The 26,313-nt window shown below is 57.7% G+C and carries 27 protein-coding genes; 23 read left to right on the plus strand and 4 right to left on the minus strand.

Annotated elements, in window-relative coordinates:
• Positions 1-98: 98 nt before the first annotated feature.
• Positions 99-773 carry a GntR family transcriptional regulator gene (locus tag ACP15L_RS19885; RefSeq protein WP_425085514.1) on the minus strand — a complete coding sequence of 225 codons (675 nt, stop codon included), beginning with the start codon at positions 771-773 and terminating at the stop codon, positions 99-101.
• A gap of 124 nt (positions 774-897) precedes the next feature.
• On the opposite strand from ACP15L_RS19885, the gene ACP15L_RS19890 reads away from it, so the two are divergent.
• From ACP15L_RS19890 to ACP15L_RS19940, 11 genes are all read left to right on the plus strand, one after another.
• Complete coding sequence (locus ACP15L_RS19890; RefSeq protein WP_425085515.1) at positions 898-1,404, plus strand: TRAP transporter small permease; 507 nt, start codon at positions 898-900, stop codon at positions 1,402-1,404.
• A 3-nt stretch (positions 1,405-1,407) separates the two neighbouring features.
• On the plus strand, positions 1,408-2,694 hold the full coding sequence (locus tag ACP15L_RS19895) for a TRAP transporter large permease (protein WP_425085516.1): 1,287 nt from the start codon (positions 1,408-1,410) through the stop codon (positions 2,692-2,694).
• Positions 2,695-2,713: 19 nt separating this feature from the next.
• Positions 2,714-3,724, plus strand: a complete 1,011-nt coding sequence (locus ACP15L_RS19900; protein ID WP_425085517.1) for a DctP family TRAP transporter solute-binding subunit — start codon at positions 2,714-2,716, stop codon at positions 3,722-3,724.
• Positions 3,725-3,745: 21 nt separating this feature from the next.
• Entirely contained in the window at positions 3,746-4,714 is a 969-nt protein-coding gene (locus ACP15L_RS19905) for a C-terminal binding protein (RefSeq protein WP_425085518.1), read from the plus strand.
• Complete coding sequence (locus ACP15L_RS19910; protein ID WP_425085519.1) at positions 4,708-5,367, plus strand: bifunctional 4-hydroxy-2-oxoglutarate aldolase/2-dehydro-3-deoxy-phosphogluconate aldolase; 660 nt, start codon at positions 4,708-4,710, stop codon at positions 5,365-5,367. Before ACP15L_RS19905 ends, ACP15L_RS19910 begins: the two co-directional genes overlap by 7 nt.
• Positions 5,364-6,014, plus strand: a complete 651-nt coding sequence (locus ACP15L_RS19915) for an RraA family protein (protein ID WP_425085520.1) — start codon at positions 5,364-5,366, stop codon at positions 6,012-6,014. The genes ACP15L_RS19910 and ACP15L_RS19915 overlap by 4 nt, the downstream gene beginning before the upstream one ends.
• 70 nt (positions 6,015-6,084) lie before the next feature.
• Positions 6,085-7,275 (plus strand): L-dopachrome tautomerase-related protein, encoded by a 1,191-nt coding sequence (locus ACP15L_RS19920; RefSeq protein ID WP_425085521.1) that lies wholly within the window; start codon positions 6,085-6,087, stop codon positions 7,273-7,275.
• A gap of 62 nt (positions 7,276-7,337) precedes the next feature.
• Positions 7,338-8,255 (plus strand): sugar kinase, encoded by a 918-nt coding sequence (locus ACP15L_RS19925; protein ID WP_425085522.1) that lies wholly within the window; start codon positions 7,338-7,340, stop codon positions 8,253-8,255.
• Positions 8,256-8,258: 3 nt separating this feature from the next.
• A complete protein-coding gene (locus tag ACP15L_RS19930; protein ID WP_425085523.1) occupies positions 8,259-8,963 on the plus strand; it encodes an SDR family NAD(P)-dependent oxidoreductase in 705 nt (234 codons plus the stop codon).
• Positions 8,964-8,975: 12 nt separating this feature from the next.
• Positions 8,976-9,503, plus strand: a complete 528-nt coding sequence (locus ACP15L_RS19935) for a 2,4'-dihydroxyacetophenone dioxygenase family protein (RefSeq protein WP_425085524.1) — start codon at positions 8,976-8,978, stop codon at positions 9,501-9,503.
• Positions 9,481-9,882: a methylglyoxal synthase gene (locus ACP15L_RS19940; protein ID WP_425085525.1), complete on the plus strand. Its 402-nt coding sequence runs from the start codon at positions 9,481-9,483 to the stop codon at positions 9,880-9,882. Before ACP15L_RS19935 ends, ACP15L_RS19940 begins: the two co-directional genes overlap by 23 nt.
• Positions 9,883-10,073: 191 nt before the next feature.
• On the opposite strand, the gene ACP15L_RS19945 is transcribed toward ACP15L_RS19940, so the two are convergent.
• Positions 10,074-11,021, minus strand: coding sequence for a LysR family transcriptional regulator (locus ACP15L_RS19945; RefSeq protein WP_425085526.1), 948 nt, complete (start codon positions 11,019-11,021; stop codon positions 10,074-10,076).
• A 236-nt stretch (positions 11,022-11,257) separates the two neighbouring features.
• On the opposite strand from ACP15L_RS19945, the gene ACP15L_RS19950 reads away from it, so the two are divergent.
• Complete coding sequence (locus tag ACP15L_RS19950; RefSeq protein ID WP_425085527.1) at positions 11,258-11,998, plus strand: SDR family oxidoreductase; 741 nt, start codon at positions 11,258-11,260, stop codon at positions 11,996-11,998.
• A gap of 490 nt (positions 11,999-12,488) precedes the next feature.
• On the opposite strand, the gene ACP15L_RS19955 is transcribed toward ACP15L_RS19950, so the two are convergent.
• Positions 12,489-12,707 (minus strand): hypothetical protein, encoded by a 219-nt coding sequence (locus ACP15L_RS19955; RefSeq protein WP_152456637.1) that lies wholly within the window; start codon positions 12,705-12,707, stop codon positions 12,489-12,491.
• A gap of 211 nt (positions 12,708-12,918) precedes the next feature.
• On the opposite strand from ACP15L_RS19955, the gene ACP15L_RS19960 reads away from it, so the two are divergent.
• Genes ACP15L_RS19960 through ACP15L_RS19970 form a run of 3 tightly spaced genes read left to right on the plus strand, consistent with a single transcriptional unit; the run spans position 12,919 to position 15,062 of the window.
• The gene (locus ACP15L_RS19960) at positions 12,919-13,419 is read left to right on the plus strand and encodes a Dps family protein (protein WP_425085528.1); all 501 of its coding nucleotides are present in this window, start codon (positions 12,919-12,921) and stop codon (positions 13,417-13,419) included.
• Between the two features lie 51 nt (positions 13,420-13,470).
• Positions 13,471-13,755 carry a coiled coil domain-containing protein gene (locus ACP15L_RS19965; RefSeq protein WP_170637779.1) on the plus strand — a complete coding sequence of 95 codons (285 nt, stop codon included), beginning with the start codon at positions 13,471-13,473 and terminating at the stop codon, positions 13,753-13,755.
• Between the two features lie 44 nt (positions 13,756-13,799).
• Positions 13,800-15,062, plus strand: a complete 1,263-nt coding sequence (locus ACP15L_RS19970) for a DUF2254 domain-containing protein (RefSeq protein WP_425085529.1) — start codon at positions 13,800-13,802, stop codon at positions 15,060-15,062.
• Positions 15,063-15,563: 501 nt separating this feature from the next.
• On the opposite strand, the gene ACP15L_RS19975 is transcribed toward ACP15L_RS19970, so the two are convergent.
• Positions 15,564-16,166, minus strand: coding sequence for a helix-turn-helix domain-containing protein (locus ACP15L_RS19975; RefSeq protein ID WP_425085530.1), 603 nt, complete (start codon positions 16,164-16,166; stop codon positions 15,564-15,566).
• A gap of 132 nt (positions 16,167-16,298) precedes the next feature.
• Between ACP15L_RS19975 and glyA the strand changes: the two genes are divergently transcribed.
• The 8 genes from glyA (at position 16,299) to gcvP (ending at position 26,285) form a co-directional block, all read left to right on the plus strand.
• On the plus strand, positions 16,299-17,567 hold the full coding sequence (gene glyA, locus ACP15L_RS19980) for a serine hydroxymethyltransferase (protein ID WP_425085531.1): 1,269 nt from the start codon (positions 16,299-16,301) through the stop codon (positions 17,565-17,567).
• A gap of 11 nt (positions 17,568-17,578) precedes the next feature.
• Entirely contained in the window at positions 17,579-18,961 is a 1,383-nt protein-coding gene (gene lpdA / locus ACP15L_RS19985; RefSeq protein WP_425085532.1) for a dihydrolipoyl dehydrogenase, read from the plus strand.
• Positions 18,962-18,975: 14 nt separating this feature from the next.
• On the plus strand, positions 18,976-19,920 hold the full coding sequence (lipA, locus tag ACP15L_RS19990; RefSeq protein ID WP_425085533.1) for a lipoyl synthase: 945 nt from the start codon (positions 18,976-18,978) through the stop codon (positions 19,918-19,920).
• Between the two features lie 24 nt (positions 19,921-19,944).
• Complete coding sequence (locus tag ACP15L_RS19995; protein ID WP_425085534.1) at positions 19,945-21,318, plus strand: alanine/glycine:cation symporter family protein; 1,374 nt, start codon at positions 19,945-19,947, stop codon at positions 21,316-21,318.
• Positions 21,319-21,396: 78 nt separating this feature from the next.
• The gene (locus ACP15L_RS20000) at positions 21,397-21,819 is read left to right on the plus strand and encodes a universal stress protein (RefSeq protein WP_170637793.1); all 423 of its coding nucleotides are present in this window, start codon (positions 21,397-21,399) and stop codon (positions 21,817-21,819) included.
• 16 nt (positions 21,820-21,835) lie between these two features.
• Positions 21,836-22,930 (plus strand): glycine cleavage system aminomethyltransferase GcvT, encoded by a 1,095-nt coding sequence (gene gcvT / locus ACP15L_RS20005; RefSeq protein ID WP_425085535.1) that lies wholly within the window; start codon positions 21,836-21,838, stop codon positions 22,928-22,930.
• 18 nt (positions 22,931-22,948) lie between these two features.
• The gene (gcvH, locus tag ACP15L_RS20010; RefSeq protein ID WP_170381008.1) at positions 22,949-23,314 is read left to right on the plus strand and encodes a glycine cleavage system protein GcvH; all 366 of its coding nucleotides are present in this window, start codon (positions 22,949-22,951) and stop codon (positions 23,312-23,314) included.
• 115 nt (positions 23,315-23,429) lie between these two features.
• On the plus strand, positions 23,430-26,285 hold the full coding sequence (gene gcvP, locus ACP15L_RS20015) for an aminomethyl-transferring glycine dehydrogenase (RefSeq protein ID WP_425083765.1): 2,856 nt from the start codon (positions 23,430-23,432) through the stop codon (positions 26,283-26,285).
• The last annotated feature ends 28 nt before the right edge of the window (positions 26,286-26,313 follow it).

The raw sequence follows: 26,313 nt of genomic DNA on the forward strand, positions 1-26,313 counted from the left end.
CTCCGTGCTTTAGAACGAGAACCAACTGGCCAAATGGACCCGGCATCGCCGAGGTTTTCGCGTGGTTGGGCATCCAAGGCTAGACGTTTCATCGCACGCTATCCTGAACCTGTTCCGTCGGGTTGCGTTGCATCGCTCCAATAAGACCCTTCTTTCCTGTCTATATGGAGTTTCAGCACATCCAAGGCTTGTGGAACGTCTCCATCCCGAACGCACTGAAGCAACTCAATGTGCTCCCGATAGGATTTAGCCATGTGATCAGGGTGATGCCCCAACCGGCTGCGCAACGCCGCCATTTTCAATGCAATCGTTTGATAGGCGTCATTCAGAAACCGATTGTCTGCGCAGTCGAAAAGGCACTGGTGAAATAGAGTATCCAGATAAAGATATTCTGCATCATCCGCAGCCTCACGGGCCGCTGTCATCCGTTCAACGCATTCATCAAGCGCGGCATAGAGCGCCTGCGGGTTCGCCTGCATGGCCGAGGTCAAAGCGGTTGTTTCAAGGCAGACTCGTGCATCGCAAAGTTTTGCCAGTTCCTCGGGCTCCAGGTTGAACACGAATGAGCCTCTTTGAGGTTCGACGACCAACAGGCCTTCCATCTCAAGCCGATTGATTGCCTCTCGCACCGGGGTGCGGCTGACCTCAAGATTCTTGGCGATTCGAGCCTCAGACAGTTGCTCACCCAGTTCGAACTCGCCCTTGATGATCCGCTCGCGCAGGTTTTCGGTAACCAATTCCGTCAATGATTTCGGTCTGTTGAATGGGCTCATGTCGCTCTCCTCAGTTCGACAGTAGCAGGCCTGTTTCTGGCATACAATGTGTTAGTGTTGACAGATTAGCATACTGTATGCCAGTTTTGATTCTCACGAGGAGACGGCATTGGGAGGGGCGTCTTTGCAAACTCTGGAAACATGGATTGTTGCGTTTAACCGCGCGCTGGTGACTTTGGCGCTGGCTACGGTTTTTGCAATCGTCTTCGCCAATGTGGTGGGGCGATACGGGTTCGGTACGTCCCTTGCCTGGGTTGAAGAGGTCGCCAGACACCTGATGATCCTCGGCGCTTTTTGCGGTGCTGGTCTTGCCTTGCGCGAGGGGCGGTTGGTCGCGATCACCACAATTCCGGATTTGCTGCCCGACACTCTGGCCCGAATGCTGCGTTGGGGCATCGTTTTCGTCATGTTTGCCTTTATGGCGACGATGCTGTGGCTGGGCGTTAAATTCGTCGAATTCGGCTGGAACAAGGAAACCATGTCCACCGGGATTTCGCGCGGCATTCCCTATCTCGCTATCCCGATCGGGTGCGCATTGTTCCTGATCCAGTTGGCCTTTTTCGCAAAACGTTTCGTAAGTCAAGAGTTTGAACACGGTCCCAGCGCCAAGGGTTATGAGGCGGAGGTCTGAGCCGTGGCAAAAACCCTGATCATCCTGTTCTTCGCGACGCTGTTTCTGGGTGTTCCGGTAGCCTTCACCATGGGGATCGCCGGCCTGTCCGCGATTTTTATCGACGGTTCTTTAAACCCACTGGTCGCAACCCAACGCATGTTCGCCGGGATCGACAGTTTCCCGCTGATGGCGGTGCCGTTCTTTATTCTCGCGTCTGAGCTGATGACGGCCTGCGGGCTAACAAACGCCTTGTTGCGCTTTGCCAACGCTTTGGTTGGGCATGTGCGTGGTGGACTGGGGCATGTGAACATCCTTGTGTCGATGCTGTTTGCGGGGATCAGCGGCTCTGCTCTGGCGGATGCTGCAGGGCCTTCTGCCATCGTCATGCGGATGATGCGCGAGGCTGGGTATGAGAAGAATTATGCCGGTGCCCTGTCCGCGGCGACGGCTACCATCGGTCCGATTATTCCGCCGTCCATTCTGGCCGTGATTTTTGCGATCTCAACCAATGGAGTGACGGTCGCGGGACTGTTTCTGGCCGGAATTGTGCCTGGGGTTATGCTGGGTGTTGCGCTGGCCATCGCGAACCATATCGTGTCTACCCGCAACGGCTACCGCGGGCGCGAACATCGCGCCACCATGGTTGAGTTGCGCAGTGCAACTCTGGCGGCCATTCCGGCCCTGATCATGCCAGCAATCATTCTGGGCGGTATCCTGTTCGGTGTGTTCACTCCGACCGAGGCAGGCGCGGTGGCCTCAGCCTACGCTCTGTTCCTTGGTCTCATCCTGCGCGCCTTCACGGTCCGCGCTCTGTACGCCGCTTTTGTGCGGGCTGCGGTGGTGACGTCCTCGGTCTTCCTGATCGTGGCGATGGCGTCGATCTTTGCCTGGCTGCTGACTTACCTGCAAATCCCACAGGAACTGGCGAAACTGATCACCCAGATCACCGACAACCGTTTGGGCATTCTGTTCATTCTGGCGGCTTTTGCCCTGATCTGCGGCTTCTTCATCGACACGCTGCCTGCGCTGATCATCCTGACGCCGATCCTTGGCCCCATTGCCTATTCCGCCGGGATCGACCCGCTGCAATTTGGGATGATGCTGGTGCTGAACCTGACCATCGGGATGATCACCCCTCCGGTTGGTCCGGTGCTGTTCGTGATCGCCACGGTCGGACAATTGAAAATCGAACGCCTGTCAAAAGCGGTTCTGCTGCTGCTGCTGGCTGAACTCGTGGTGCTGCTTCTGGTCATTCTTGTGCCGGGCGTCAGCACCTTCATCCCCAACTTCTTTGGATTTGCGAACTGACATGAAAGGGAGGAACCTCATGAAAACCATGTCGAAACTGATGACGGCAACAGCCGTTGTTGCAATGACCGCCGCCAGTGCGGCCTCGGCTAAAGAACTGAAATACGCACATTTTCAGGCCGCTGACCTGAGCTCGCCCAAACACGCCGCAGCGCTGGCATTTGAAGCCTGCGTCGAGGGCAAAACCTCGGGTTCAATTGACGTGCAGATCTTCCCGGCATCGCAGCTGGGGGGCGGGTCCGAGATCATGGAAGGGCTGCAGCTGGGTACCGTTCAGATGGCCGCAATCCACGACGGCCCGATCTCGGCTGTTTACAAACCGTTCTCGGTTCTGGCGATGCCCTATCTGTTCGACGATCAGGCGATGGCCTGGGCGGTGATGGACGGTGAATTCGGTGACGCGCTGGCCGAAGACATGCGGGCGAAAACCGGCATCCGCAGCTTTGGCGTGGCCGACAACGGGGTGCGTAACTTCACCAACAACGTCAAGCCTGTGGCCGAGCCTGCCGATATGGAAGGCCTGAAAATGCGCGTAATGACCGCGCCTGTCTGGGTGACCCTCGTCGAAAGCCTCGGCGCATCGGCAACACCCGTTCCGTGGCCGGAACTGCCCGGCGCTCTGCAGCAGGGCGTTGTGGACGGTCAGGAAAACGGCGTGACGAATATCGTCAACGCGTCGCTTTACCAGCACCAGAAATACGTCTCTCTGGATGGCCACGTGTTCAGCTGGCATGCCTATCTAATGTCGGACATGTTCTTCGAAAGCCTGACGGATGACGAGAAGAAAGCCGTCGAGCAATGCGTTGAGATCTCGAAAACGATCCACCGTGGCATGACCGCCGCGCAGGACGCGAATGCGACCGCGATCCTGTCGGAAAAAGGCATGGAAGTGGTCCCTGTCAGCCCCGAGCAGAAGGCACTGTTCCGCGAAGCCGCGCAGCCTGCCGTACGCGAATACATCGTGGGTGAGATCGGCGAGGAGTGGCCCGATCGCCTCGACGCCGCTGTCGAAGCCTACAAGGCCCAATAACTCATGCCGAGAGACCGTCACATGACCCGCCAAACCATCGCTATTCTTGAACCCGGCTATGCCGCCTATGACACCGAAGCTTCGGTGTTGGCCGAGCAGGATGTTCAGATCGCGCCGGTTGCGCCGGAAACCGAGGCGGTCCCGGCCCTGCAGGCATTGGATCCGGTCGCCATCCTTGTGCGGGAACGCATTGTGGATGCGGCCGTGATCGATGCCTGCCCGAACCTGAAAGTCGTCGTCCGCTACGGGGTGGGCGTCGACAATATCGACTTGGACTACGCGCAATCGCGCGGCATCTATGTTGCGAATGTACCAGACTATGGTGCGGAAACAGAAGTCAGCGAACATGCGCTGGCGTTGTACCTGGCCGTTCAGCGGCGAATCCCGTCCCGAGATGCCGAAGTGCGGCAGGGTCAATGGGGGGTAGGGCAGGCGGCGTTGATCCCTAGCCGCGAAAACGCCACCCTTGGCCTAATTGGCTGCGGCAAGATCGGCTTGCAAGCGGCACGGAAGTTCCAGGCCCTAGGATTCTCTTCGGTTCTGGTGTTCGATCCCTATCTGAGCGACGACGCAGCCCAAGCGGCGGACGTGCAAAAGGTGGATTTGATCGACCTCTGCAAAGTGTCCGATGTCATAAGTCTGCATGCTCCTCTGACGCCCGAAACGCGGCATATTCTGAACGCTGAGCGTATCGCACAGATGAAGCCGACCTCGATCGTGATCAATGTCTCTCGCGGCGGTTTGGTGGACGAAGTCGCATTGGCCCAGGCCCTGCACCAAGGTCGCATTTTCGGGGCAGGGATCGACGTGTTCGAACAGGAACCGGTGGACCTGACCAACCCCCTTTTGCATAGCCCCAACACCATCGTGTCGGACCATGCTGCCTGGTACTCTGAGCGCTCGGTTGCGGTGCTGCAGCGATGTGCTGCGCGTGAAGTCGCGAGAGTCCTTGAGGACGAGCAACCCGATCACTGGGTGAACAAATGGTAGATTTCGTCAGCACTTTGCGATCGGCGCAAATTTTCCCGGTGATCTGCCGTAGCGACCCCGAAATCGCTTTGACGGCCTGTGACCTGTTGGCCGAGGCCGGAATCCGAGCATTGGAGATCACCACTACGGTTCCGGATGCCGCTGCTCTGATCGCTGAGCTGTGCCAACGCTATCCTGATGTTTGCACCGGCGCGGGAACGGTTCTTAGCGCTGATCAGGCTGAAAAGATGCTGGCAACCGGCGCCGAATTTGTTGTCTCTCCTTGCTGGAGCGATGCTGCTGCGCGCGAAGCCGGTGCTGCGAAAGTGCCCTATCTGCCCGGTGCAATGACCCCGGGCGAGGTTCACCATCATGCGGAAAACGGTGCTGCGGTGATCAAGATTTTTCCGGCCGATGCTGCCGGAGGGCCCGGCTTCCTAAAGGCCGTCAAATCCGTGTTTCCCAATCTCGCCCTGATGCCGACTGGCGGTGTGTCTCCGGACACTGCGCAATCCTATCTGAACGCCGGTGGACTTTGCGTTGGCATGGGTGGAAATCTGCTGCCCGCCCAGGCGCTCGAGGCCGGTCACATCGACTTGGCTCGCGCACAAATCAACGCGGCTCTCACGGCCGCATCTTTTCAATCTTCCCAACGTAAGAGGATACTCTCATGAACACCCAAGAACTCGTCGCCGGGTTTCGCGACGTGGCCACCGCATCCGTCGCGGATGCTGTGGACAAGGTGTCCGGCAAGACCGGATTTCTGCCGGCCTCGATCAAGCCGCGCATCAATGAAAAGAAGATCGTTGGCCCGGCCGTAACAATTCTGGAAGGCCCTACCGATGAATTCCTGCCTCCGCAGCACGCGCTTGACGCAATCGACGAATCCGAGGCCGGTTCGGTCATCGTGATCTCGACCAATGGCACCACCGATGTGGCGCTGTGGGGTGGTCTGATGACCGCCGGAGCCGTTGCCAACAAACACGAAGGTGCCGTTCTGGACGGTGGCGTGAGGGATCTGGTCGAGATCAAGCGCGACTATGACTTCCCGGTCTATTCCCGCTGCGTTAACCCGGGCACCACTTTGGGCCGCGTTCGTACGCTGGCTTCGAATGTAGAAGTCGACATGGGCGGTGTGATTGTACACCCCGGCGACATCATCGTTGCAGATATCGACGGTGCGGTTGTGGTCCCCCGTGAACACGCCGAAGCGATCTTGGACATGGCACGCGAAATTGATGAGCGCGAAGCCGAACAGGCGCGTCTGATCATTGAAAGCGGCTCGCTGCGCGAAGGTCTGGCGAAATACGGCCGTATCTAAAACAACAAACCGTCCCGCAGGTTGCTCGCAACAACCTGCGGGACACCAGAACACAACAAGGGAGGAATACATGCTGAAACGAATGCTCAACACGGTGGCCCTTACCGCCGTCCTGGCTACCCCGGCGCTCGCGAACGGGCCCGAGGTGGTCGCGGAATGGAACACTCTGCCCTATGCCGTCAAGGACGCGGCGACAAAATCCGCTTGGGAAGGGAGCGAGATTTACGGCAAAGCGTTGGTTCAAGGCGCCAAGGTCGACAGCCAGGGCAACATCTATGTGTCCACCGCGCGTTGGGGTGGGGCAGAGATCCCCTCAACCGTCTCCAAGCTGGTCAAGAACGGCGACACTTGGGAACTCGAGGCGTTTCCGTCTGAAGACATGAACAGCATGTCGAACCCCGATGGCCTGAAAGCCGTGCTGGGTTTTGAAATCGACCGCAATGACGTGATGTGGATTCTCGATCAGGGCCATGTTGCAGGCCCTCCGTTCGAAGACGGCGACGCCAAGCTGGTGCTTTGGGATCTGAAAGAGAACAGGGAAATTCAGCGCTATGTCTTCACGGCGGAAGAAGCGGACCGTGAGTGTTCTTTCCTGAACGATCTGGCCGTCGATAACGACACCGGCTTTGCCTATATCGCCGACAGCGGCATCTTCTGTGACCCGCTGCATGGCGGTTTGATTGTCTATGACAGCAACACCAACTCGGTGCGCCGCATTCTGGACCAGCACCGGTTCACCAATGATGAGCCGAATTTCTTCTTCAACATCGACGACCGTCCTGTACTGAAGAATGGCGGCATGCGCACTGGTGCCGATGGTATCGCGTTGTCAGGCGACAAGAAGACGCTCTACTGGACCAACCTGACGGGCAATCACCTGTATAGCCTGCCGACCGAAATCCTGCGGGACTTCGAGACCAACGAGACGGTGATTGAAAACGCGGTTGACGTCGCAGCAGTGCTGCCTTCCAACACCGACGGTATGACGGCCGACAATGCGGGCAACATCTACATGACCGCGCTGTCGCTGGACGGGATCATGAAGTTCGATGAATCCACCCGTCAGGTCAGCCGTTTTGTCCACCACCCGGAAATGAACTGGCCGGATACGCTGGCCTGGGGTCCGGACGGCGAGATGTATGTGGTCTCGAACCACCTGCATATCTGGGTCGATGGTGACATGAACTTTGAAGACCCCGAAATCCCGAACTTCCGTATCTGGAAGATTCCGGGTGTCGGCCAAAGCTATACGGCCGAATAACCCTCCCAAACTCCTTGGTCAGCCCACCGGGGCTGACCCTTTTTGGCAAAGATGAGATGACCATGACCCCCGATATTTTGTGCCTTGGCGAACCGATGCTGGAGTTCAACCAGCAGCCTGACGGGAACTACCTGCCAGGACATGGCGGTGACACCTCAAACTGCGCAATTGCCGCCGCGCGGCAGGGTGCGTTCGTTGGCTACGTGACGCATGTCGGCGCTGATACGTTCGGCAATTCCTTCATGGACCTGTGGAAGGCCGAGGGGATCGACACCTCGACCGTACGTCAGGTCGCGGATGCTCATACCGGGGTCTACTTTGTGACGCATGGCGCGAACGGGCACGAGTTCAGCTATTTCCGCGCAGGCTCGGCCAGTAGCCGGATGGAGCCAGATGATCTGCCAATGGCGGCGTTGAAATCGGCGAAGATATTGCACGTTTCGGGGATCAGTCAGGCGATTTCGGATGTTGCCGCCGATACCGTGTTTCGGGCCATTCAGATTGTAAAGGACGGCGGAGGCCTCGTGTCCTACGACACCAATCTGCGTCTGAAGCTATGGCCGATCGAACGCGCCCGCGCTGTGACGCACGCTGCAATGTCACAATGCGATATTGCCCTTCCTGGTCTGGATGATGCCGAGCAACTGACGGGCTTGTCCGACCCGGATGCCATCGCGGATTTCTACCTAAACCTCGGGGCAAAAATTGTCGCCTTGACGCTGGGGGCCGAAGGGACCCTGGTTGCGACACTAGACAAGCGCGAGCGTGTCAAAGGCCGCCGGGTCGAAGCGGTGGATGCCACAGCCGCAGGCGACACATTTGACGGTGCCTTCTTGTCCCGTATTGTTGCGGGCGATGATCCGTTTCAGGCCGCACGCTATGCCAACGCCGCTGCTGCGCTTTCGACCCAAGGGTATGGTGCGGTTGCCCCGATGCCTCGCAGAGATGCAGTCGAGGCGTTTCTTGCGGAAGGAGACTGATCCATGAAACACGCCGTTGTAATTGGCGGCACCCGCGGCATAGGCGCCGGTATCGCGGGGGAACTTCGCCGTAAGGGATGGCGCATCACCGCGACCGGTGTCGGAGCTGAAGAGGTTTCGGAATATGCCGCGCAGTATCCTGACGATGTCTGTGCGCAGTTGGATGTGCGGGACAATCAGGCCGTAGCCGCGTTCTTCGGTGGAATTGAAAAACTCGACGGGCTGGTCAATTGCGCAGGTATTCTGGCACGTGGCGCGGAGTATGAGATCGACGTTTTTGAGACAGTGATCGATATCAACCTGACCGGTACCATGCGCTGTTGTCTGGCCGCGCAACCCTTGTTGGCCGAGTCAGGTGGCGCCATCGTGAACACCGCGTCGATGCTCAGTTACTTTGGTGGGCCACTTGTTCCTGCTTATTCTGCCAGCAAAGGCGGCGTGGCGCAGTTGACTAAGGCTTTGGCCGGGAAATGGGCTGAAGATGGTGTGCGCGTCAATGCAGTTGCACCCGGATGGATCGAAACCGAAATGACAGAAGCTCTGCGCGCCGATCCGGCTCGCAACCAGCCCATTCTGGGTCGGACGCCGCTGGACCGTTGGGGCAAACCATCCGAGGTTGGTGCACTGGCTGCTTGGCTGTTGTCGGATGAGGCTGCTTTTGTGACCGGCGCTGTCTATCCTGTGGATGGCGGCTATTCTGCAATGTGAGGAGGGCAACCGATGCCAGTACAAAGAAACGACGACGATCCCAGGATGCCTTATCAACTGCCCTTCCCCAAGGATGCGCAGGATGAGATCGTCATCCCTGAAGCCGTCGCCAAAGACGAGAGAATCTGGGTGCCGCAAACCGAAAACGTCTCGTTCCGACCGCTCTGTTTGAACCGGTCCCAGGGGTACTGGATGAACCTGCTACGGGTGCGGAAATCCGGAGTTCTGTCGAGGCATCGGCATCCGCAGCCCGTTCATGGTTTTGTTCTGAAAGGCCGCTGGCATTATCTGGAACATGACTGGGTCGCGGAGGAAGGCGGCTATGTATTTGAACCGCCGGGCGAAACCCACACTCTGATTGTACCCGATGATGTCGACGAAATGATCACCTATTTCCAGGTCAACGGCGTGATGCTTTATGTTGACCCATGGGGCAAAACCATGGGGTATGAGGACGTCTTCACTAAAATCGAGATGTGCCGTAAGCACTATGAGGAAGTTGGATTAGGGGCGGACTATGTCGAGCAATTCATCAGGTAGACCGCTGAAACTGGCCCTGGTTGCCCATGACGCCAAGAAAGATCTGATGGTCGAATGGGCCCAGTCCCATGCTGACATCCTAAGTCAGGCGGAATTGTTCGCCACCGGAACCACCGGTGGCCGCCTCAGGGCCGCCTTGCCTGAGCTTAACGTCACCGCTCTGCATAGCGGGCCACTAGGCGGGGACCAGCAACTTGGGGCAATGATCTGCGAAGGCCGGCTGGACGGTCTGTTCTTTTTTATCGACCCAATGTCGCCGATGCCGCATGACGTGGATGTCAAAGCCCTGAGCAGGCTAGCAATCGTTTATGATTTGCCCTTCGCAAGCAGCCCAAGCACAGCGGATTTCGTTCTGAAAGGGCTGACCGGACTAAATTAGTTTTGGAACCTTTGGATGATGCTAGGTTCTGTCCGACCCGTAAGGTCAGGATGCATTAGTTTTCGTTGCGCTGCAGGATTCACGGCTTGGAATTCGGAGCGGTGGCATTAGCGGTTTTTCTGACTAAGCGACAAGCAGATGGCGTAGCGCCCCTCTTTTTCTCCAGCGCTAGCGCGGCAGGCTACGGTCATCTATTGGTTATGAATCCTGACCCCAGGAAGCTCTTTTCCCAGATCGAGCTCCGTCGAACGGCTCATTTCAGTGAATGAGTCTACAACGAAGCGCCCCAAGGGTTCATATGCTGTTTTCTGGGTCCAAACCATTTCGCTTTCCCATTTCGGCAAATCCAGTGGCGTTGGAAAGACCTCACACCCAGCGCGCCGCGCAAACGGAGTCAACGACGTTGGCACCGTTGTAATCAAGTCGGATTGAGCGACGATATCGGGTAGCAGAGCAAATTGGGCGCAGGTCAAAACCACTTGCCGAGCTTTTCCAAGCTTCTTTAGTGCCTTATCTACAAAACCGATATTGTCATTGTTCAGTGTCATCAATGCATGACGAGCCGCTAGGAACGACTCAAGTGTCAAACCATCTTGGGTCAAAGGGTGATCGCGGCGGGCGATACATACAAAACTGTCCGGCATAATCGTCCGTCGATGAAACCGCGCAGGAAGCTGACCAAATGTACCAATGGCCAACGTCACTGTTTCGGCATCCAATTGATCAATCAGATCCGTTTTGTTCATCGGTACGAAGATCAGGCTAAGATTTGGTGCGTGTTCTGCAAAGTAAGTGACCATCGCAGGCGCCAAACGAAGAATTGCTAAATCCGAAGCTGCAACGGTGATTTGGCCTTGGGCGTGTTTGGGATCAAACTCGGTTTGCTCCAGCATTTCGGAAACGATCGACAGCGCGCCTTTCACTTTTGGTGCCAATTCTTCCGCGCGGCTGGTTGGCACCATTCCACCCGGTCCCCTTTGAAAAAGTGGATCTTCGAACCTGGCGCGAAGCCGGTTCAGCGCGTTGCTCATGGAAGGTTGGGCAAGGCCTATAGACGCCCCAGCGCGGCCGACATGTCGTTCTCGGTACATCGCGTCGAAGGCTTTGAGGAGGTTGAGGTCGAGAGATTTAATATTCATTTTGTGAATTTATTGTATTCTATTTATCCATTTCAACAACTTCATACTGCACATTAAATATCCGATCAGAAGCAACAAACGCTCAGATTGCGGCGGGTCGAAAGCTCCAATGGGCACAATGGTTGCCGGAGTATCTAACACCGGAGTTGGGCCTGGAAGAGTGATCCTCAACCAGCCAAACCAACCCAGAGCGGCGATTCGGTGCGAATGCCACTGAAGGAAAGAGGAGTTGAACTGTGACAACCGTTTTTGAAACCGCGCTAAAAGGCAAACATGTCGTCATCGTTGGCGGCGGTAGCGGTATGGGCAAGGCAACAGCTGAACTTGCAGCCAGTTTGGGCGCCAAGGTTACAATCTCAAGCCGCAACAAAGAGAAACTGACGGCCGTTGCGTCTGAAATTGAAGGCGACATTTCGGTCGCTTCCGTTGACACCACTGACGAAGCAGCTGTCAAAGCATGGGCTGCCAGCCTCGGCGAGGTCGATCATCTCGTCATCTCGGCATCCAGCGCTGCGCACGGCGCGTTTGCTGAACTGCCGACTGACGACCTGCGCGGCATGATTGAGGCCAAATTCATTGGCCCCTACGTGACCGCTCGCGAGGTTCTGCCGTATCTGGCCGACGGCGCATCAATCACGCTGTTTTCCGGCGTGCTGAGCCGCCGCCCATCGGCCGGCGCGACCGGTCTAGGTGCGGTGAACGCGGCTGTTGAGGCTTTGACCATGGGGCTCGCGCAAGAACTGGCGGGTAAGTCCCGCGTCAACTGCATCAGCCCCGGGATGGTTGCGACCGAAGCCTATGCAGGCATGCCAGAAGAGGCACGTGAAGGCATGTACGCACAGGTTGGTGGATCGCTCCCTGTTGGCCGCGTCGGCAGGGCCAGCGAAATCGCTCAAGCTGTCATCATGGCAATGACCAACGGTTTCCTGACAGGTTCTGTGCTGGATATCGATGGCGGGCATCTGATCAAAGCCTGACAGTCTTTGCGGGGGTGCTGGCTGCCCCCCTCTTCCTGTTCGGCTCTTGCGGAGCTTCACATGTCAAGTTCCCCGTGTTTCGATTCAATTGATTTGCGCGAGCCGGTCATCTCTACCAGAAAGCCCGCCACTATGGACGATCGTACCGATCAGCTTGGGGCTGTTGACAATTCGTCCGGCGCACCCGGTGAACGCGGCACTTTTTGATACCTTCGAGGCTTGGATTGGATCTGAAACAGTGCCCCATGTTCTGTCAGCCGATCTACCCGAGCCAGCCTTTGACAAAACTGGTCGTACGCGCCTTTCGGTATGGCGGGGCGTTATCACCCCTCTGAAAAAAGATGCGTATGTGAACGCGGTCAACGCTCAGATGTTGGGGCGCCTCATACCCTTTCACCAATGAATTGATGCTGACGTAGAGGATCGTGTGATCGCTCATGCCATGTTGGTCCACCACTGGCGTCACTGGATTGCCCTGCGGGTTTTCCTGTCACTCGTCCACAACACGAAACTCCCCGGAAGGCGCGTCAGTAGGTGGCTCTTCGAACTCGTTGGAAATCAGACCACGACGGATGAGTTCTCGAATGGCGGCCGCTCTTGACGGCAATCTGTTCTCGAACCGCCAATCATCGATGGCTTTAAGCTCCTCGAGGTCGAGCATCAGTTGCAGTTTTTCTGTGCGCTTTGGTGGTCGATTTTGATCAGACACTGGTATGACCTCAGTAGCTTACGTCAGTTACTCCAAGCATGTATGGCATTGGGCCTGCGTGTCTACATCAATGTTGGCAAGTTGGGCTGGATACCCAGGATCATGAAGCGCTGCATGATGCGTCGGATACCTATAATAGGTATATGATTTTATTTGAAAAATATTTTTTCGTTTTTAGGTTTTACTCCACAAGCAACGAAACGGAGTGAAAATGATACAGCAAGTTTTGAAGTCTGAAGTTCAGGAAGAAACCAACGACACAGGTATCGACAAAAACGCATGGATCGCCAACGCGGTGACGGAAGTGCTGGCCGATACAATGGTTCTGATGGTGAAAACGCAAGGCACACATTGGAACGTCGTGGGCCCACTCTTCTTGCCGATCCATGAACTGACAGAGCGTCAGTATCGCGACCTGTTTGAAGCTGCGGATGATTTGGCGGAGCGTGTGCGCGCTCTGGGTCAGGTGGCCCCGATCTCGTTCACGGACATGGTTAGCCACGCCAAGTTGACCGAAGAAGAAACAATCAAAAACTCAGAGGGTATGATCAACCAGTTGGTTGCGGACCACGAAGCGATTGCCCGGAACCTGCGTGAGACTGCCGCGACCGCTGCCCGTTATGGCGATGGGGCTACAGAGGATTTGATGAACGCTAGGATGGCGAAGCATGAGGAAGCGGTCTGGATGCTCAAGGCAATTGTTGCGGCCTAATTGGCAGCTCCCATTGATATGAACCAAAGTTTGAGACGAAAGGAAAATTTGATGACACGCGTTGGGTACGAGAAAAAGGCGCAGCTGCAACTGGATAGCTGGAATGCTCAAATTGATGTTCTCGAAGCCAAGCTGAAACTGGCCGAAGCGGACGCCAAACTCGAGCTCGAGGAGCAGCTCAGTAAGCTCTACAAGGCAAGGTCTGACGCAGAGGCTCAACTGAATGACTTGAAGTCGACCAGCGACGAGGCCTGGGAAGACGTCAAAGAGGGCTACGAGGCTGCATGGGGCGATATGCAGAGTGCTTTGAAAGAAGCGGCGGACCGGTTCGCATAGAGCTGAGTTTGTGAACAATGCTCGTGTCGTGAATGGGGACCGGAATGCAAACACCTAGAGAATTAGTGAGGTACTTTCGCGGGTTCCTAACCATCCCTGCTGCCATAAGCCTCTCAGGGCTTTTGGTGGCTGGGATTGTCTTCAGGACGGAGCAAGCGCTCATAGGTTGGGGTTGGTCCACTTCTGATTGGCTCAGTGTTTCCAATCACACTGCGAGCGATGTTCTCAGCGCAATCTCGGCAGCATCCATGTCCGCGTTGGTCATGGTCTATTCCATTGTTCTGCTGGTTTACACTTTGGCGGCAGGATCTATTGGACCCAGGCTCTTGCAGCGTTTTGGCGAAGACAGGGTAAATCAGATTGCAGTTGGCTCACTTGGAGCAACGTTCTTATACAGCTTGATGATCCTGTGGCTGATACGCGATGACACATTCGTTAATTTGGCCGTTGCGATTGGTATGATCTATTCGATCACCTCAGTTCTACTACTGCTTCTTTTCGTTCACACAGTATCGACGCGCGTAACCATTGATCAGGAGGCGGCGCGGATTTCTGAGGCCTTGGATCGCCAAGTAAGCGCCGCAATCGAAAACAGTGCAGAAATTCCATCTTCAAAGGCAGTCCCTGAGGAGGGAGACAAGCGCCAAGTCTCGGCTTCGGGCACTGGATATGTGAACTCGATCAATACCGAAGGTCTGGTGACTGTGGTCAAGGAAGCCGGAGCAGTCGTCGTTTTTGATGTGCAGCCAGGAGACTTTATGGTTCCATCTGACACTTTGGCCTATGTTTATGGTGATAGTGACGAAAGCCTCAATCATCTGGTGCAAGCGGCAGCTCCGTTGATCCCCGCGCGAGATCCTAATGGAGATATCCGCTTTTCTGTCCATCTTCTCGTTGAAATTGCACTTCGGGCGTTGTCACCGGGTGTCAACGACACGTTTACCGCAATTGTGTGCATCGACCGACTGTCGGCGTCTCTGGCTCGAGCGTGGTCGTCAAAGCTCTGTACAGGTGTGTATCGGGATGATGACGGAAACGTGCGGGTTATTTACCCGTCCATCACGGCTGAGGCACTGTTTCACGATTCGATGCCAGCTCTGCGACGCGCTGCCCGGGGTAATGGCCTCGTAACGGCCGCCCTTATTCGAGCTTTGGTGCGCATCGCGGAGGCAGCTCCGTTTGAAGATGTTCGTGTGGTTGCAGATGAACTGGCCGCGGTCAGAGATGAAACACGAGAAAGCGATATCCTAAAGCGCGATATTGATAAGTTTTGCGGCCAAGTCGAAACCGCACTTGAACGAATTTAGCTAGCTGTCCTGAACTCAAGTCAAAGTATCTCAGCCCTACGAAGTCAGGTCACTGAGGTGCCAGTTATCCGTCCGAACAAAGCTTGGACCATAAAACATGGGCTTGCCACACGTCAGCGGCGTAGTTCCAGGACATCAGGCCGGCGAATTTTGCCTGTTTGTGACCGCTTGCAATTGCGATCAGCATTCGGCGAGCTTGGCGGGGCGGTCTACGCCATCGAGTTTGCAGGTTTCGTTCATTGAGGCGAGGAATGCCCAGTATTGAACTCCGGTCTCGTGTCTAGCGAACAACGCGTTTTTCCTGATCAGGGCTATCAAACGGATTGTCCATTTGACGCCGTTGAAATCCAGTTTCAATCAATCATCGTGGAGGAAGACGATCAGTCCGACCAAGTGTCTGGGAGTTTGGTTCAGAGCCCCACCGACAGGAAACTTGGCGGAGGCGCGGGCGCGTCGTTTGTGCGGCCGTGACATACGCGTCCAACCGACTGTGCGCTCAGATCACTCTAGCGAAACCCACAAGACTTTTGCGTCTTCTTTGCTGGTTGAAATGCAGCCGTGACCCATTTCGCTGTCGTAATACAGGGAATCCCCGGCCTTCATGGTCAACGGGCGATAGTGCTCCGAAATAAAGGTTAGCTCACCGCTGATCACATACATAAATTCTTCACCCGAATGTCTGATCCAGTTTTCGAATTCAGACACATCACGGGCTTTGATCGTCGCGATATACGGCAGCATTCGCTTGCTGGTGAGTTCAGGGCAGAGCAACTCGTGCAGATATGTCGGGGTGTCCTTAATCTCGCCCTGGCCTTTTGGAGTGTAATCGCGGCGGCCCGAAATCCCGCTTTGGCCCGATTGCAGGAACAGCTGCGGGGTGCTCATTTCCAGCGCTTGGGTCAGCCTGCGAACAATATCGAAGCTGGGTCGCGTCTGGTTGTTTTCGATCTTGGAAAGTGTCGAGCGACCGATTCCCGCCGCCCGTCCGGCTTCCTCCAACGTCCACCCTTTTGCACGGCGCGCATCCCGGATTGAGCGCCCCAAAGCAGCGCCTTCGTCCTGTTCTTCCGGCCCGACGGCGTTGTTCAGGCTGTCATCGATCATAGAAATCTCCCTGATTTTCCGCAGGTTACCGATTTCCCCATCCTTACACAACTTCACAAATACGAGATATATGTTGCCTTGCGTATCCGAATTCCACTATAGGAAACAAAATTTCGTACTTGGGATTCGAGTATGGAGGAGGGAACCTTGTTTACAAAATCGCTCAAAGATGCAGATCCGGTTATTGCTGCTTCGATTGCACGTGAAGGCATGCGCCAAGCAGAACAGATCGAGCTTATCGCGTCCGAGAATATCGTCTCGCAGGCTGTGATCGACGCGCAAGGTTCTGTGCTCACGAACAAGTACGCTGAGGGCTATCCCGGTCGCCGCTACTATGGCGGTTGCGAATATGTGGATGAGGTTGAAGTCGAAGCGATTGAGCGGTTGAAGAAGTTGTTCGGCTGTGAGTTTGCCAACGTGCAGCCACACTCTGGCGCGCAGGCAAACGGAGCGGTGAAGCTTGCGCTGCTCAGCCCCGGTGACACGATCCTTGGCATGTCGCTTGATGCCGGTGGTCACCTGACGCACGGTGCCAAGCCTGCGCAGTCGGGAAAGTGGTTTCACCCGGTTCAGTACGGCCTGACGAACGAGGGGCTGATCGACTATGACCAAGTCGAAGCGCTGGCCAAGGCTGAAAACCCAAAGCTGATTATCGCTGGCGCTTCGGCCTATTCGCAAAAGATCGATTTCGCTCGGTTCCGTGCGATCGCGGATGAGGTCGGTGCCTGGCTGCTGGCCGATATGGCGCATATCGCGGGTCTGGTTGCGACCGGGCTGCACCCCTCGCCAATTGGTCATGCGCATGTGGTCACCTCGACGACCCATAAGACCCTGCGCGGTCCGCGCGGCGGGATTATTCTGACAAATGACGAGGCTTTGGCGAAAAAGATCAATTCTGCTGTGTTCCCCGGGCTTCAGGGCGGCCCCTTGATGCATGTAATCGCCGGTAAGGCCGTCGCATTTGGCGAGGCCTTGAAGCCAGAGTTCAAGGGGTACATGCAGCGTGTCGTCGACAGCGCCACTGCTTTGGCCAACGTCATGATGGCGCGTGGTTGTGATATCGTTTCGGGCGGCACAGAAAACCACCTTATGCTGGTCGACCTGCGGCCACTTAGTGTTACCGGCAAAGATGCAGAAGCTGCGCTCGAGCGCGCCGGGTTCACTTGCAACAAGAATAGCGTCCCGGGTGATCCGGCAAAGCCGACGATCACGAGCGGTATCCGGCTGGGAACGGCCGCTGGATGTAGTCGCGGGTTTGGGCCTGAAGAGTTCACTCAGATCGGCCATTTGATCGGCGATGTTCTCGATGCGCTGCGTGAGTCTCCTGAAGGCGATGCAACCGTCGAAGCCGAGACCCGCGCAAAAGTCCGCGCTCTCTGCGCCAACTATCCAATCTACTGAAAGAGCACCCAATGAGCATTTACGATCTCATCGTCATCGGGGGCGGCCCCGGCGGTTATGTTGCTGCGATCCGCGCGGCTCAACTGGGTATGAAAGTGGCTTGCGTGGAAGGGCGTGGGGCGTTGGGCGGAACCTGTTTGAATGTTGGGTGCATCCCCTCCAAAGCGTTGCTGACCTCCTCGGCCAAATATGCCGAGCTTGCACATCTCTCCTCCCATGGCATTGCGGTCGAGGGGGCCAGCATCGACGTGCCGTCAATGATGGGGCGCAAGGACAAGATCGTTGGCGATCTGACCAAGGGCATCGGTTTTCTATTCAAGAAGAACGGCGTTGAGCTGATCGAAGGCTGGGCCCGCATTCCGGCGGACGGGCAAGTGCAGGTTGGCGACGATATCTATGAGGCCAAGAATATCTTGATCGCTACTGGGTCTGAGCCGACACCAATGAACGGTATCGAGATCGATGAGAAGGATGTTCTCAGCTCAACTGGTACCTTGGCGCTGGACACGGTGCCGGATCATCTGGTTGTCGTCGGCGCAGGAGTGATCGGGCTTGAGTTGGGTCAGGTTTGGGCGCGTCTTGGGGCCAAGGTCACAGTGGTTGAATATCTGGACCGCGTTCTGCCTGGTATTGACGGCGAGATTGCGAAACTGGCGCAGCGCGCGCTCAGCAAACGCGGCCTAAAGTTCCAGTTGGGACGCGCGCTGAAGGCCATTGAAAAGTCTGAAACCGGATTGACGCTTACTCTGGACCGGGTCGGCAAAGACAAGGAAGAGGTGATCGAAGCCGACAAGGTTCTGATCGCCGTCGGACGCCGACCCGTCACGCGCGGGTTGGGGCTGGAAGAATTGGGGATAGCTCTTGACCCGCGCGGCTTTGTTCAAGTGGACAACAGCTTCCGCACATCGGTTCCCGGCATCTATGCGATCGGGGACTGCGTCCCCGGACCGATGCTGGCCCATAAGGCCGAGGAAGATGGCATTGCCTGCGTTGAGATGTTGGCGGGGCAGGGCGGCCATGTCGACTACAACACCGTGCCGGGCGTCGTTTACACCGACCCTGAGGTTGCCTCGGTCGGTGTGACTGAAGAGGCGTTGAAAGAAGCCGGTGCCGAGTACGCAGTCGGCAAATTCGCCTTCATGGCCAACTCGCGCGCGCGGTCGACAGGAGAAACCGACGGCGCGGTCAAGGTTTTGGCTGACCCGAACGGCAAAATTTTGGGCGCGCATATTTGCGGTGCGCATGGCGGTGATCTGATCGCGGAACTCGTTCTGGCGATGACCAAAGGTACCACTGTCGCCGAAGTCGCCTCAACCTGTCACGCACATCCAGCTATGGGCGAGGCGGTCAAAGAAGCCTGCCTCGACGCTCTGGGCCGCGCGATCCACGCGTAAGAAGGAGCCGCCAGATGACCATCCAGCTTCGCCCCCGCCACCCCGAAAAGGCAAAGAAGGCAGACAGTGTCATACCCCGCAAGCCCAAGTGGATTCGCAGAAAAAAGGGCGACAGCACCGAGTATTATGAAACCCGTCGCTTGATGCGCGAGCATAACTTGGCGACGGTTTGCGAAGAGGCCGCCTGTCCGAATATCGGCGAGTGCTGGTCCAAGCGCCACGCCACCATGATGATCATGGGCGAGGTTTGCACGCGTGGCTGTTCCTTCTGCAACGTGGCCACCGGTCGACCGGATGCATTGGATGTGTTCGAACCGGGCCGTGTCGCGGCGGCCGTCAAGAAGCTGGGGCTTCATCATGTGGTGATCACATCAGTCGATCGCGATGATTTGGAAGACGGCGGGGCCGAACACATCGCACAGACCATCAGAGCAGTGCGCCACCAAAACCCTGAAACCACCGTCGAAGTTCTAACTCCGGACTTCTTGGGAAAATGGACTTCTGCAGATCTGGTATTTGAAGCGGCGCCAGACGTTTTCAACCACAATCTGGAAACTGTGCCGCATCTTTACCCAACGGTTCGTCCCGGTGCGCGGTACTACACGTCTTTGCGCCTGTTGGACGATGCTAAGCGCGCAAACCCTGAGATCTTCACCAAATCCGGCCTAATGGTCGGCCTTGGCGAAAGCCTGAGTGACGTTCGCCAAGTGATGGATGACCTGCGCGCCGCAAGTGTCGATTTCCTGACAGTCGGGCAATACCTGCAACCGACCCCGAAACATCACCCGATTGACCGGTTCTGGTCACCGGAAGAGTTCGCCCAGCTAGAGCAGATCGCGCGCTCCAAGGGCTTTCTACACGTGTCGGCCACTCCGCTGACCCGTTCGTCGTTCCATGCGGACGAAGACTTTGCCGCCCTCAAGCAAGCTCGCCAACGAGCGATTGCTGCCGGGGCATAACCAGACGCACGAGGGAGGAATACCATGGAAGCGTTAAATTCAATCGTAGGAGCCATCAATGGCGTCGTATGGGGGCCGCTGATGCTGGTACTCATTCTTGGCGTTGGCTTCTTCCTGCAGGTCGGGCTGAAATTCATGCCGATCCTGCGCATTGGCACGGGCTTCAGCCTGTTGTTCAAAGGCCGGGAAGGTCAGGGCGAAGGGCAGATCAGCCCGTTCAACGCGCTGATGACCTCACTGTCGGCGACCATCGGTACAGGTAACATTGCCGGTGTGGCCACTGCTGTCTTCCTGGGCGGTCCGGGCGCCTTGTTCTGGATGTGGATGACCGCCCTGGTGGGCATGGCCACCAAATATGCCGAAGCCGTCTGCGCGGTGAAATACCGCGAAAAAGACGAGCTGGGCAACTATGTCGGTGGCCCGATGTACTACATCAAGAACGGCCTCGGCGCGAAATGGGCGTGGCTCGGTGTTGCATTTGCCTTGTTCGGCGCAATCGCAGCCTTCGGCATCGGCAATGGCGTGCAGGCCAACGGTGTGGCACAGGTTCTTGAAGCCAACTTCGGCCTGAACACCTCGGTCACTGGCGTTGTTCTGATGGTTCTGACCGCCGCCGTGATTCTGGGCGGCATCACCCGCATCGGTGCGGTTGCCGGTAAGCTGGTTCCGTTCATGGCTGTTGCTTACATCATCGCGGGTCTGCTGGTTCTGCTGATCAACATCGGCAACATCGGACATGCGCTGTCGCTGGTCTTCACCTACGCGTTCACTCCGTCCGCCGCAGAAGGTGGGTTTGCGGGTGCAGCCGTTTGGGCCGCCATCCGTTTTGGTGTGGCACGTGGTGTGTTCTCGAACGAAGCCGGTCTGGGTTCTGCTCCGATCGCGCACGCCGCTGCCGAGACCAAAGGTCCGGTCAACCAGGGCCTGATTGCGATGCTGGGTACGTTCATCGACACCATCATCGTCTGCTCGATCACCGGTCTGGCGATAATCGCCTCGGGCGCCTGGACATCGGGTGAATCCGGTGCGGCTCTGACCAGCCACGCGTTCGAACTGTCGCTGCCGGGCATCGGTGGGTATCTGATCGCAATCGCTCTGTCGATCTTCGCCTTCACCACCATCCTCGGCTGGTCGTTCTACGGCGAGAAATGTGTCGAGTTCTTGCTGGGTGTGAAATCCCTGATCCCCTACCGCGTTCTGTGGATCGTCATGATCTATTTCGGCGCAACGGCGGATCTGGGCTTCATCTGGCTGCTGGCAGACACGCTGAACGCCATGATGGCCATCCCGAACCTGATCGCTCTGGCCCTGCTGAGCCCCATCGTCTTCAAACTGACGAAAGAGTTCTTCGCCTCGGGTGGTCAGTCCGAAGAGCCGGAGGCAAAACCTGCCGAATAAGTTCGGCCCGACCAAAACGGGGGGCCAACCCGGCCCCCCGCCTTTGAAACAGAATTCCATATCTCGAGGAGAGACGTGATGGCCACGAAAATCCTGCTGCCCATTGATCATACCGACGACCGTTCCTGGAAACTGGCCCTGCCGGTCGCATTGGAACAGGCGAAATTCTACGGTGCCGAGCTGCACGCGGTTGCCGTCATCCCCGAGATTATCCAACTTCCGAACCTGCCCGCGAACTATGGCGCCGGAGCAAAGGATCATGTCCGCAACGCGGTTCAGGCCATTCTGGACCACGGTGATGCCTCCGATGTGGCGATCCATATCGAAGAAGGCAGCGTTTACCGTGAAATCCTGAAACTCGCCTATAAAGAGGGGTTTGATCTGATTGTCATGGCCTCCACCAAAGGTGATTTCCCGAATTATGAGATTGGCCCGAACCTCGCCCGGGTGGTGCGGAATGCGCACTGCACTGTGACAGTCGTTCGTGACCAATCCCGCTGATTGAAAGGTTAGAAAGATGACTTCACCGAATCGCACTCCACTTTACTCTCTTCACGTTGAGTTGGGTGGAAAGATGGTTGATTTTGCGGGCTGGGAGATGCCTGTTCAGTATCCGTTGGGGATTATGGGGGAGCACAAGCAGTGTCGTGAGAAGGCGGCGGTGTTTGATGTGAGCCATATGGGTCAGGTGATCCTGCGCGGTGAGAATGTGGGCGAGAAGCTTGAGGCGCTTTGCCCGCAGGCCTATGCAACGCTGAAGGAAGGCAAGGCGCGGTACGGGTTCTTTACGAATGAAGACGGCGGGATCATGGATGACCTGATCGTGTCGAACGCGGGGGATCACTATTTTGTGGTGGTGAACGCGGCGCTGCGCCATCAGGACATTCCGCATATGCGCGAGCACCTCGAAGGCGTCGAAGTGACCGAGATATTCGACCGCGCGCTGGTCGCCGTGCAAGGCCCCGCAGCGGAGAACGTTGTGGGTGAGCTTTGCCCGCCCGCCCGCGATCTGAAGTTCATGGAAACCACCGTGGCCGATATCAACGGCGTCGAATGCCGTATCTCGCGCCTGGGCTATACCGGTGAGGACGGGTACGAGATCTCGATCCCAGAGGACAAGGCGATTGAGATCACCCGCGCCTTCCTGGCGCATGAGGATTGTGAAGCGGCCGGTCTGGGCGCGCGCGACAGCCTGCGGCTGGAGGCCGGGCTGTGCCTTTATGGCAATGACATCGACCAGAGCACCTCGCCGATCGAAGCCTCGCTGAGCTGGGCGATCCAGAAGCGCCGCAAGGAAGAGGGCGGGTTCCCGGGGGCCGAGCGCATCCAGAGAGAACTGGCCGAGGGCGCATCCCGCAAGCTGGTGGGCATCAAGCCCGAGGGCCGCGCGCCTGCGCGTCAGGGTGTTGAGATCCAGTGTGCGGAAGGCAATACGATTGGCCAGATCACCTCGGGCGGGTTTGGCCCGACGGTCGGTGGCCCCGTTGCGATGGGCTATGTGTCCGCAGGCCATGGTGAGCCGGGCGAGACCGTCAATCTGATCATTCGGGGCAAGCCACAACCGGCCGAGATCGTGGCGCTGCCCTTCGTCACCCAGAATTACAAGCGTTGAAGTCAGGAGAGAGACAAGATGGCAACCTATTATTCCGAAGAGCACGAGTGGATCGACGTGAATGGCGACACAGCCACTCTGGGCATCACCAAACATGCCGCCGAGCAGCTGGGCGATGTGGTCTTCGTGGAACAGCAGGAAGTGGGTGATGAGTTTGAGAAAGACGGCGAGATCGGTGTGATCGAATCCGTCAAGGCGGCCTCGGAACTCTATGCCCCGGTTGATGGCGAGATCGTCGAGGTCAACGAGGCGCTGGCCGACAATCCTGGCGCGCTGAACGAAGACCCCGAAGGTGAGGCATGGATCTACAAGATCAAGATCACCGACGCGTCGCAGCTGGAAGATCTGATGGATGAGGCCGGCTACAAGGACTTCATCGGCTGATCCAGACCGGAGCCCTGAATGGGGCTCCGCCCGTTCGGGCCGGACCGGCTCGTGATGATGTATCGGGGGCCTGCGTGGTCTCCGCCCGACCTGACTTATTCATAGGAGCGCTGCAATGGCTTTCAAACTGACTGACTACGAAGCCTATGACTTTGCCAATCGCCGCCATATCGGTCCCAGCCCGACCGAGATGCGCGACATGCTCAAGGTGATCGGCTTCAAGACGCTGGACCAACTGATCGACGCCACCGTCCCGCCGGCGATCCGCCAGAAAGAGCCGCTGGACTGGGGTCCGGCAATGACCGAGCGCGATGCGCTGTTCTACATGAAAGAGGTGGCGAGTAAGAACAAGGTTCTGACCTCGCTGATCGGTCAGGGCTATTACGGCACCACCACGCCCGCGCCGATCCTGCGCAACATCCTGGAAAACCCGGCCTGGTACACCGCCTACACGCCCTATCAGCCCGAGATCAGCCAGGGCCGTCTTGAGGCGCTGCTGAACTTCCAGACCATGGTCAGCGACCTGACCGGGCTGGATGTGGCCAACGCCTCGCTGCTGGACGAAGCCACTGCTGCGGCCGAAGCCATGGCGATGGCCAAGCGCGGCGGTCGGTCCAAGGCCAACAACGCGGCGTTCTTTGTCGACAAGAACTGCCACCCGCAGACCATCGCGGTGATCAAAACCCGCGCTGAGCCCCTGGGCATCGACGTGCAGGTGGCCGATCCCGATACGCTGGATGCCGGTGCTGTCTTTGGCGCGATCTTCCAATACCCCGGCACCCACGGCCATGTGCGCGACTTCACCAAGGAAATCGCAGCGCTGCATGAGCACAAAGCCATCGCCATCGTCGCTGCCGACATCCTGTCGCTGGCCCTGCTGAAGTCACCGGGTGAGATGGGCGCGGATATTGCCATCGGCTCGACCCAGCGCTTTGGCGTGCCGATGGGCTATGGCGGCCCGCACGCCGCTTACATGGCGACCACCGACAAGCTGAAGCGGTCCATGCCGGGCCGGATCATCGGCGTCAGCATCGACAGCCGCGGCAACAAAGCGTATCGCCTCGCCCTGCAAACCCGCGAGCAACATATTCGCCGCGAGAAAGCGAACTCGAACGTCTGTACTGCGCAGGCGCTGCTGGCGGTGATTGCCTCGATGTATGCGGTCTATCACGGCCCCGACGGCATCAAGGCCATCGCGCAATCGGTACACCGCAAGACCTCGCGCCTGGCCGCCGGTCTGGAAGAGGCGGGCTTCTCGGTCGAGCCCGAAGTGTTCTTCGACACCATCACCGTTGAGGTCGGCCACCTGCAGAAGACCGTCATGGAGGCCGCCGTCGCCCGGGGCGTCAACCTGCGCAAGGTCGGCGAGACCAAGGTTGGCATCAGCCTGGACGAACAGACCCGGCCCGAGACCATTGAAGCCGTCTGGGGGGCCTTTGGCATCGACAAGACAGACGACAGCTCGAACAAGCAGTACCGCCTGCCGGACTACGCGCTGCGCGAGACGCCGTATCTGACCCACGAGATCTTCCACAAGAACCGGGCCGAGGCCGAGATGACCCGCTATATGCGCCGTCTGGCCGACCGCGACCTGGCGCTGGACCGGGCAATGATCCCGCTGGGCTCGTGCACCATGAAGCTGAACGCCACGATCGAGATGATCCCGGTCACCTGGCCCGAGTTCGGCAATCTGCACCCGTTCTGCCCCGAAGATCAGGCGCAGGGCTATCATGAGATGATTGCCGATCTGAACGACAAGCTGTGCCAGATCACCGGCTATGACGCGATCAGCCAGCAGCCCAACTCGGGCGCGCAGGGCGAGTACGCAGGCCTGCTGACCATCCGCAATTATCACTTCGCCCGCGGCGAAGGGCACCGCAATGTCTGCCTGATTCCGACCTCGGCGCATGGCACCAACCCGGCCTCGGCGCAGATGGTGGGCTGGCAGGTGGTGCCGGTGCAGGCGGATGAGAATGGCAACATTGATCTGAACGACTTCCGCGCCAAGGCCGAGAAGCATTCCGATCATCTGGCCGGTTGCATGATCACCTACCCCTCGACCCATGGCGTGTTCGAGACCACCGTGCAGGAGGTCTGCCAGATCACCCATGACCATGGCGGTCAGGTCTATATCGACGGCGCCAACATGAACGCCATGGTGGGCCTGTCGCGTCCCGGTGACATTGGCGGCGATGTCAGCCACCTGAACCTGCACAAGACCTTCTGCATCCCGCATGGCGGCGGCGGCCCCGGCATGGGTCCGATCGGCGTCAAGGCCCACCTTGAAGAACATCTGCCCGGCCACCCGGAATACGGCACCGCTGTGGGTCCGGTCTCGGCGGCGCCCTTCGGCTCGCCCTCGATCCTGCCGGTCAGCTGGGCCTATGTGCTGCTGATGGGTGGCGCGGGTCTGACGCAGGCGACCAAAGTGGCGATCCTGAACGCCAACTATATCGCGGCGCGTCTGAAGGATGCCTATCCGATCCTCTACACCTCCGAGACCGGTCGTGTGGCGCATGAATGCATCCTCGACACGCGTCCGCTGGACGAGGCAGCGCATGTCACCGTGGATGACGTCGCCAAACGTCTGGTCGACAGCGGCTTCCACGCGCCGACCATGTCCTGGCCGGTGGCGGGCACCCTGATGGTGGAGCCCACCGAGTCCGAACCCAAGGACGAGCTGGACCGCTTCTGCGACGCCATGCTCTCGATCCGGGCCGAGGCGCAGGACATCATCGACGGCAAGATCGACGCGGAGAACAACCCGCTGAAAAACGCCCCCCACACGGTGCGCGATCTGGTCGGCGACTGGGACCGCCCCTACACCCGCGAACAGGCCTGCTTCCCTCCGGGCTCCATGGGCGTCGACAAATACTGGTCCCCCGTCAACCGCGTCGACAACGCATACGGAGACCGAAACCTCGTCTGCACATGCCCACCAATGGAAGCTTACGAAGAAGCCGCAGAATAAAACTAAAAGACCCCGCCGAAAGGCGGGG

Origin of the sequence: Ruegeria profundi (assembly GCF_049800715.1) — a bacterium.
GTDB classification, from domain to species: domain Bacteria; phylum Pseudomonadota; class Alphaproteobacteria; order Rhodobacterales; family Rhodobacteraceae; genus Ruegeria; species Ruegeria profundi_A.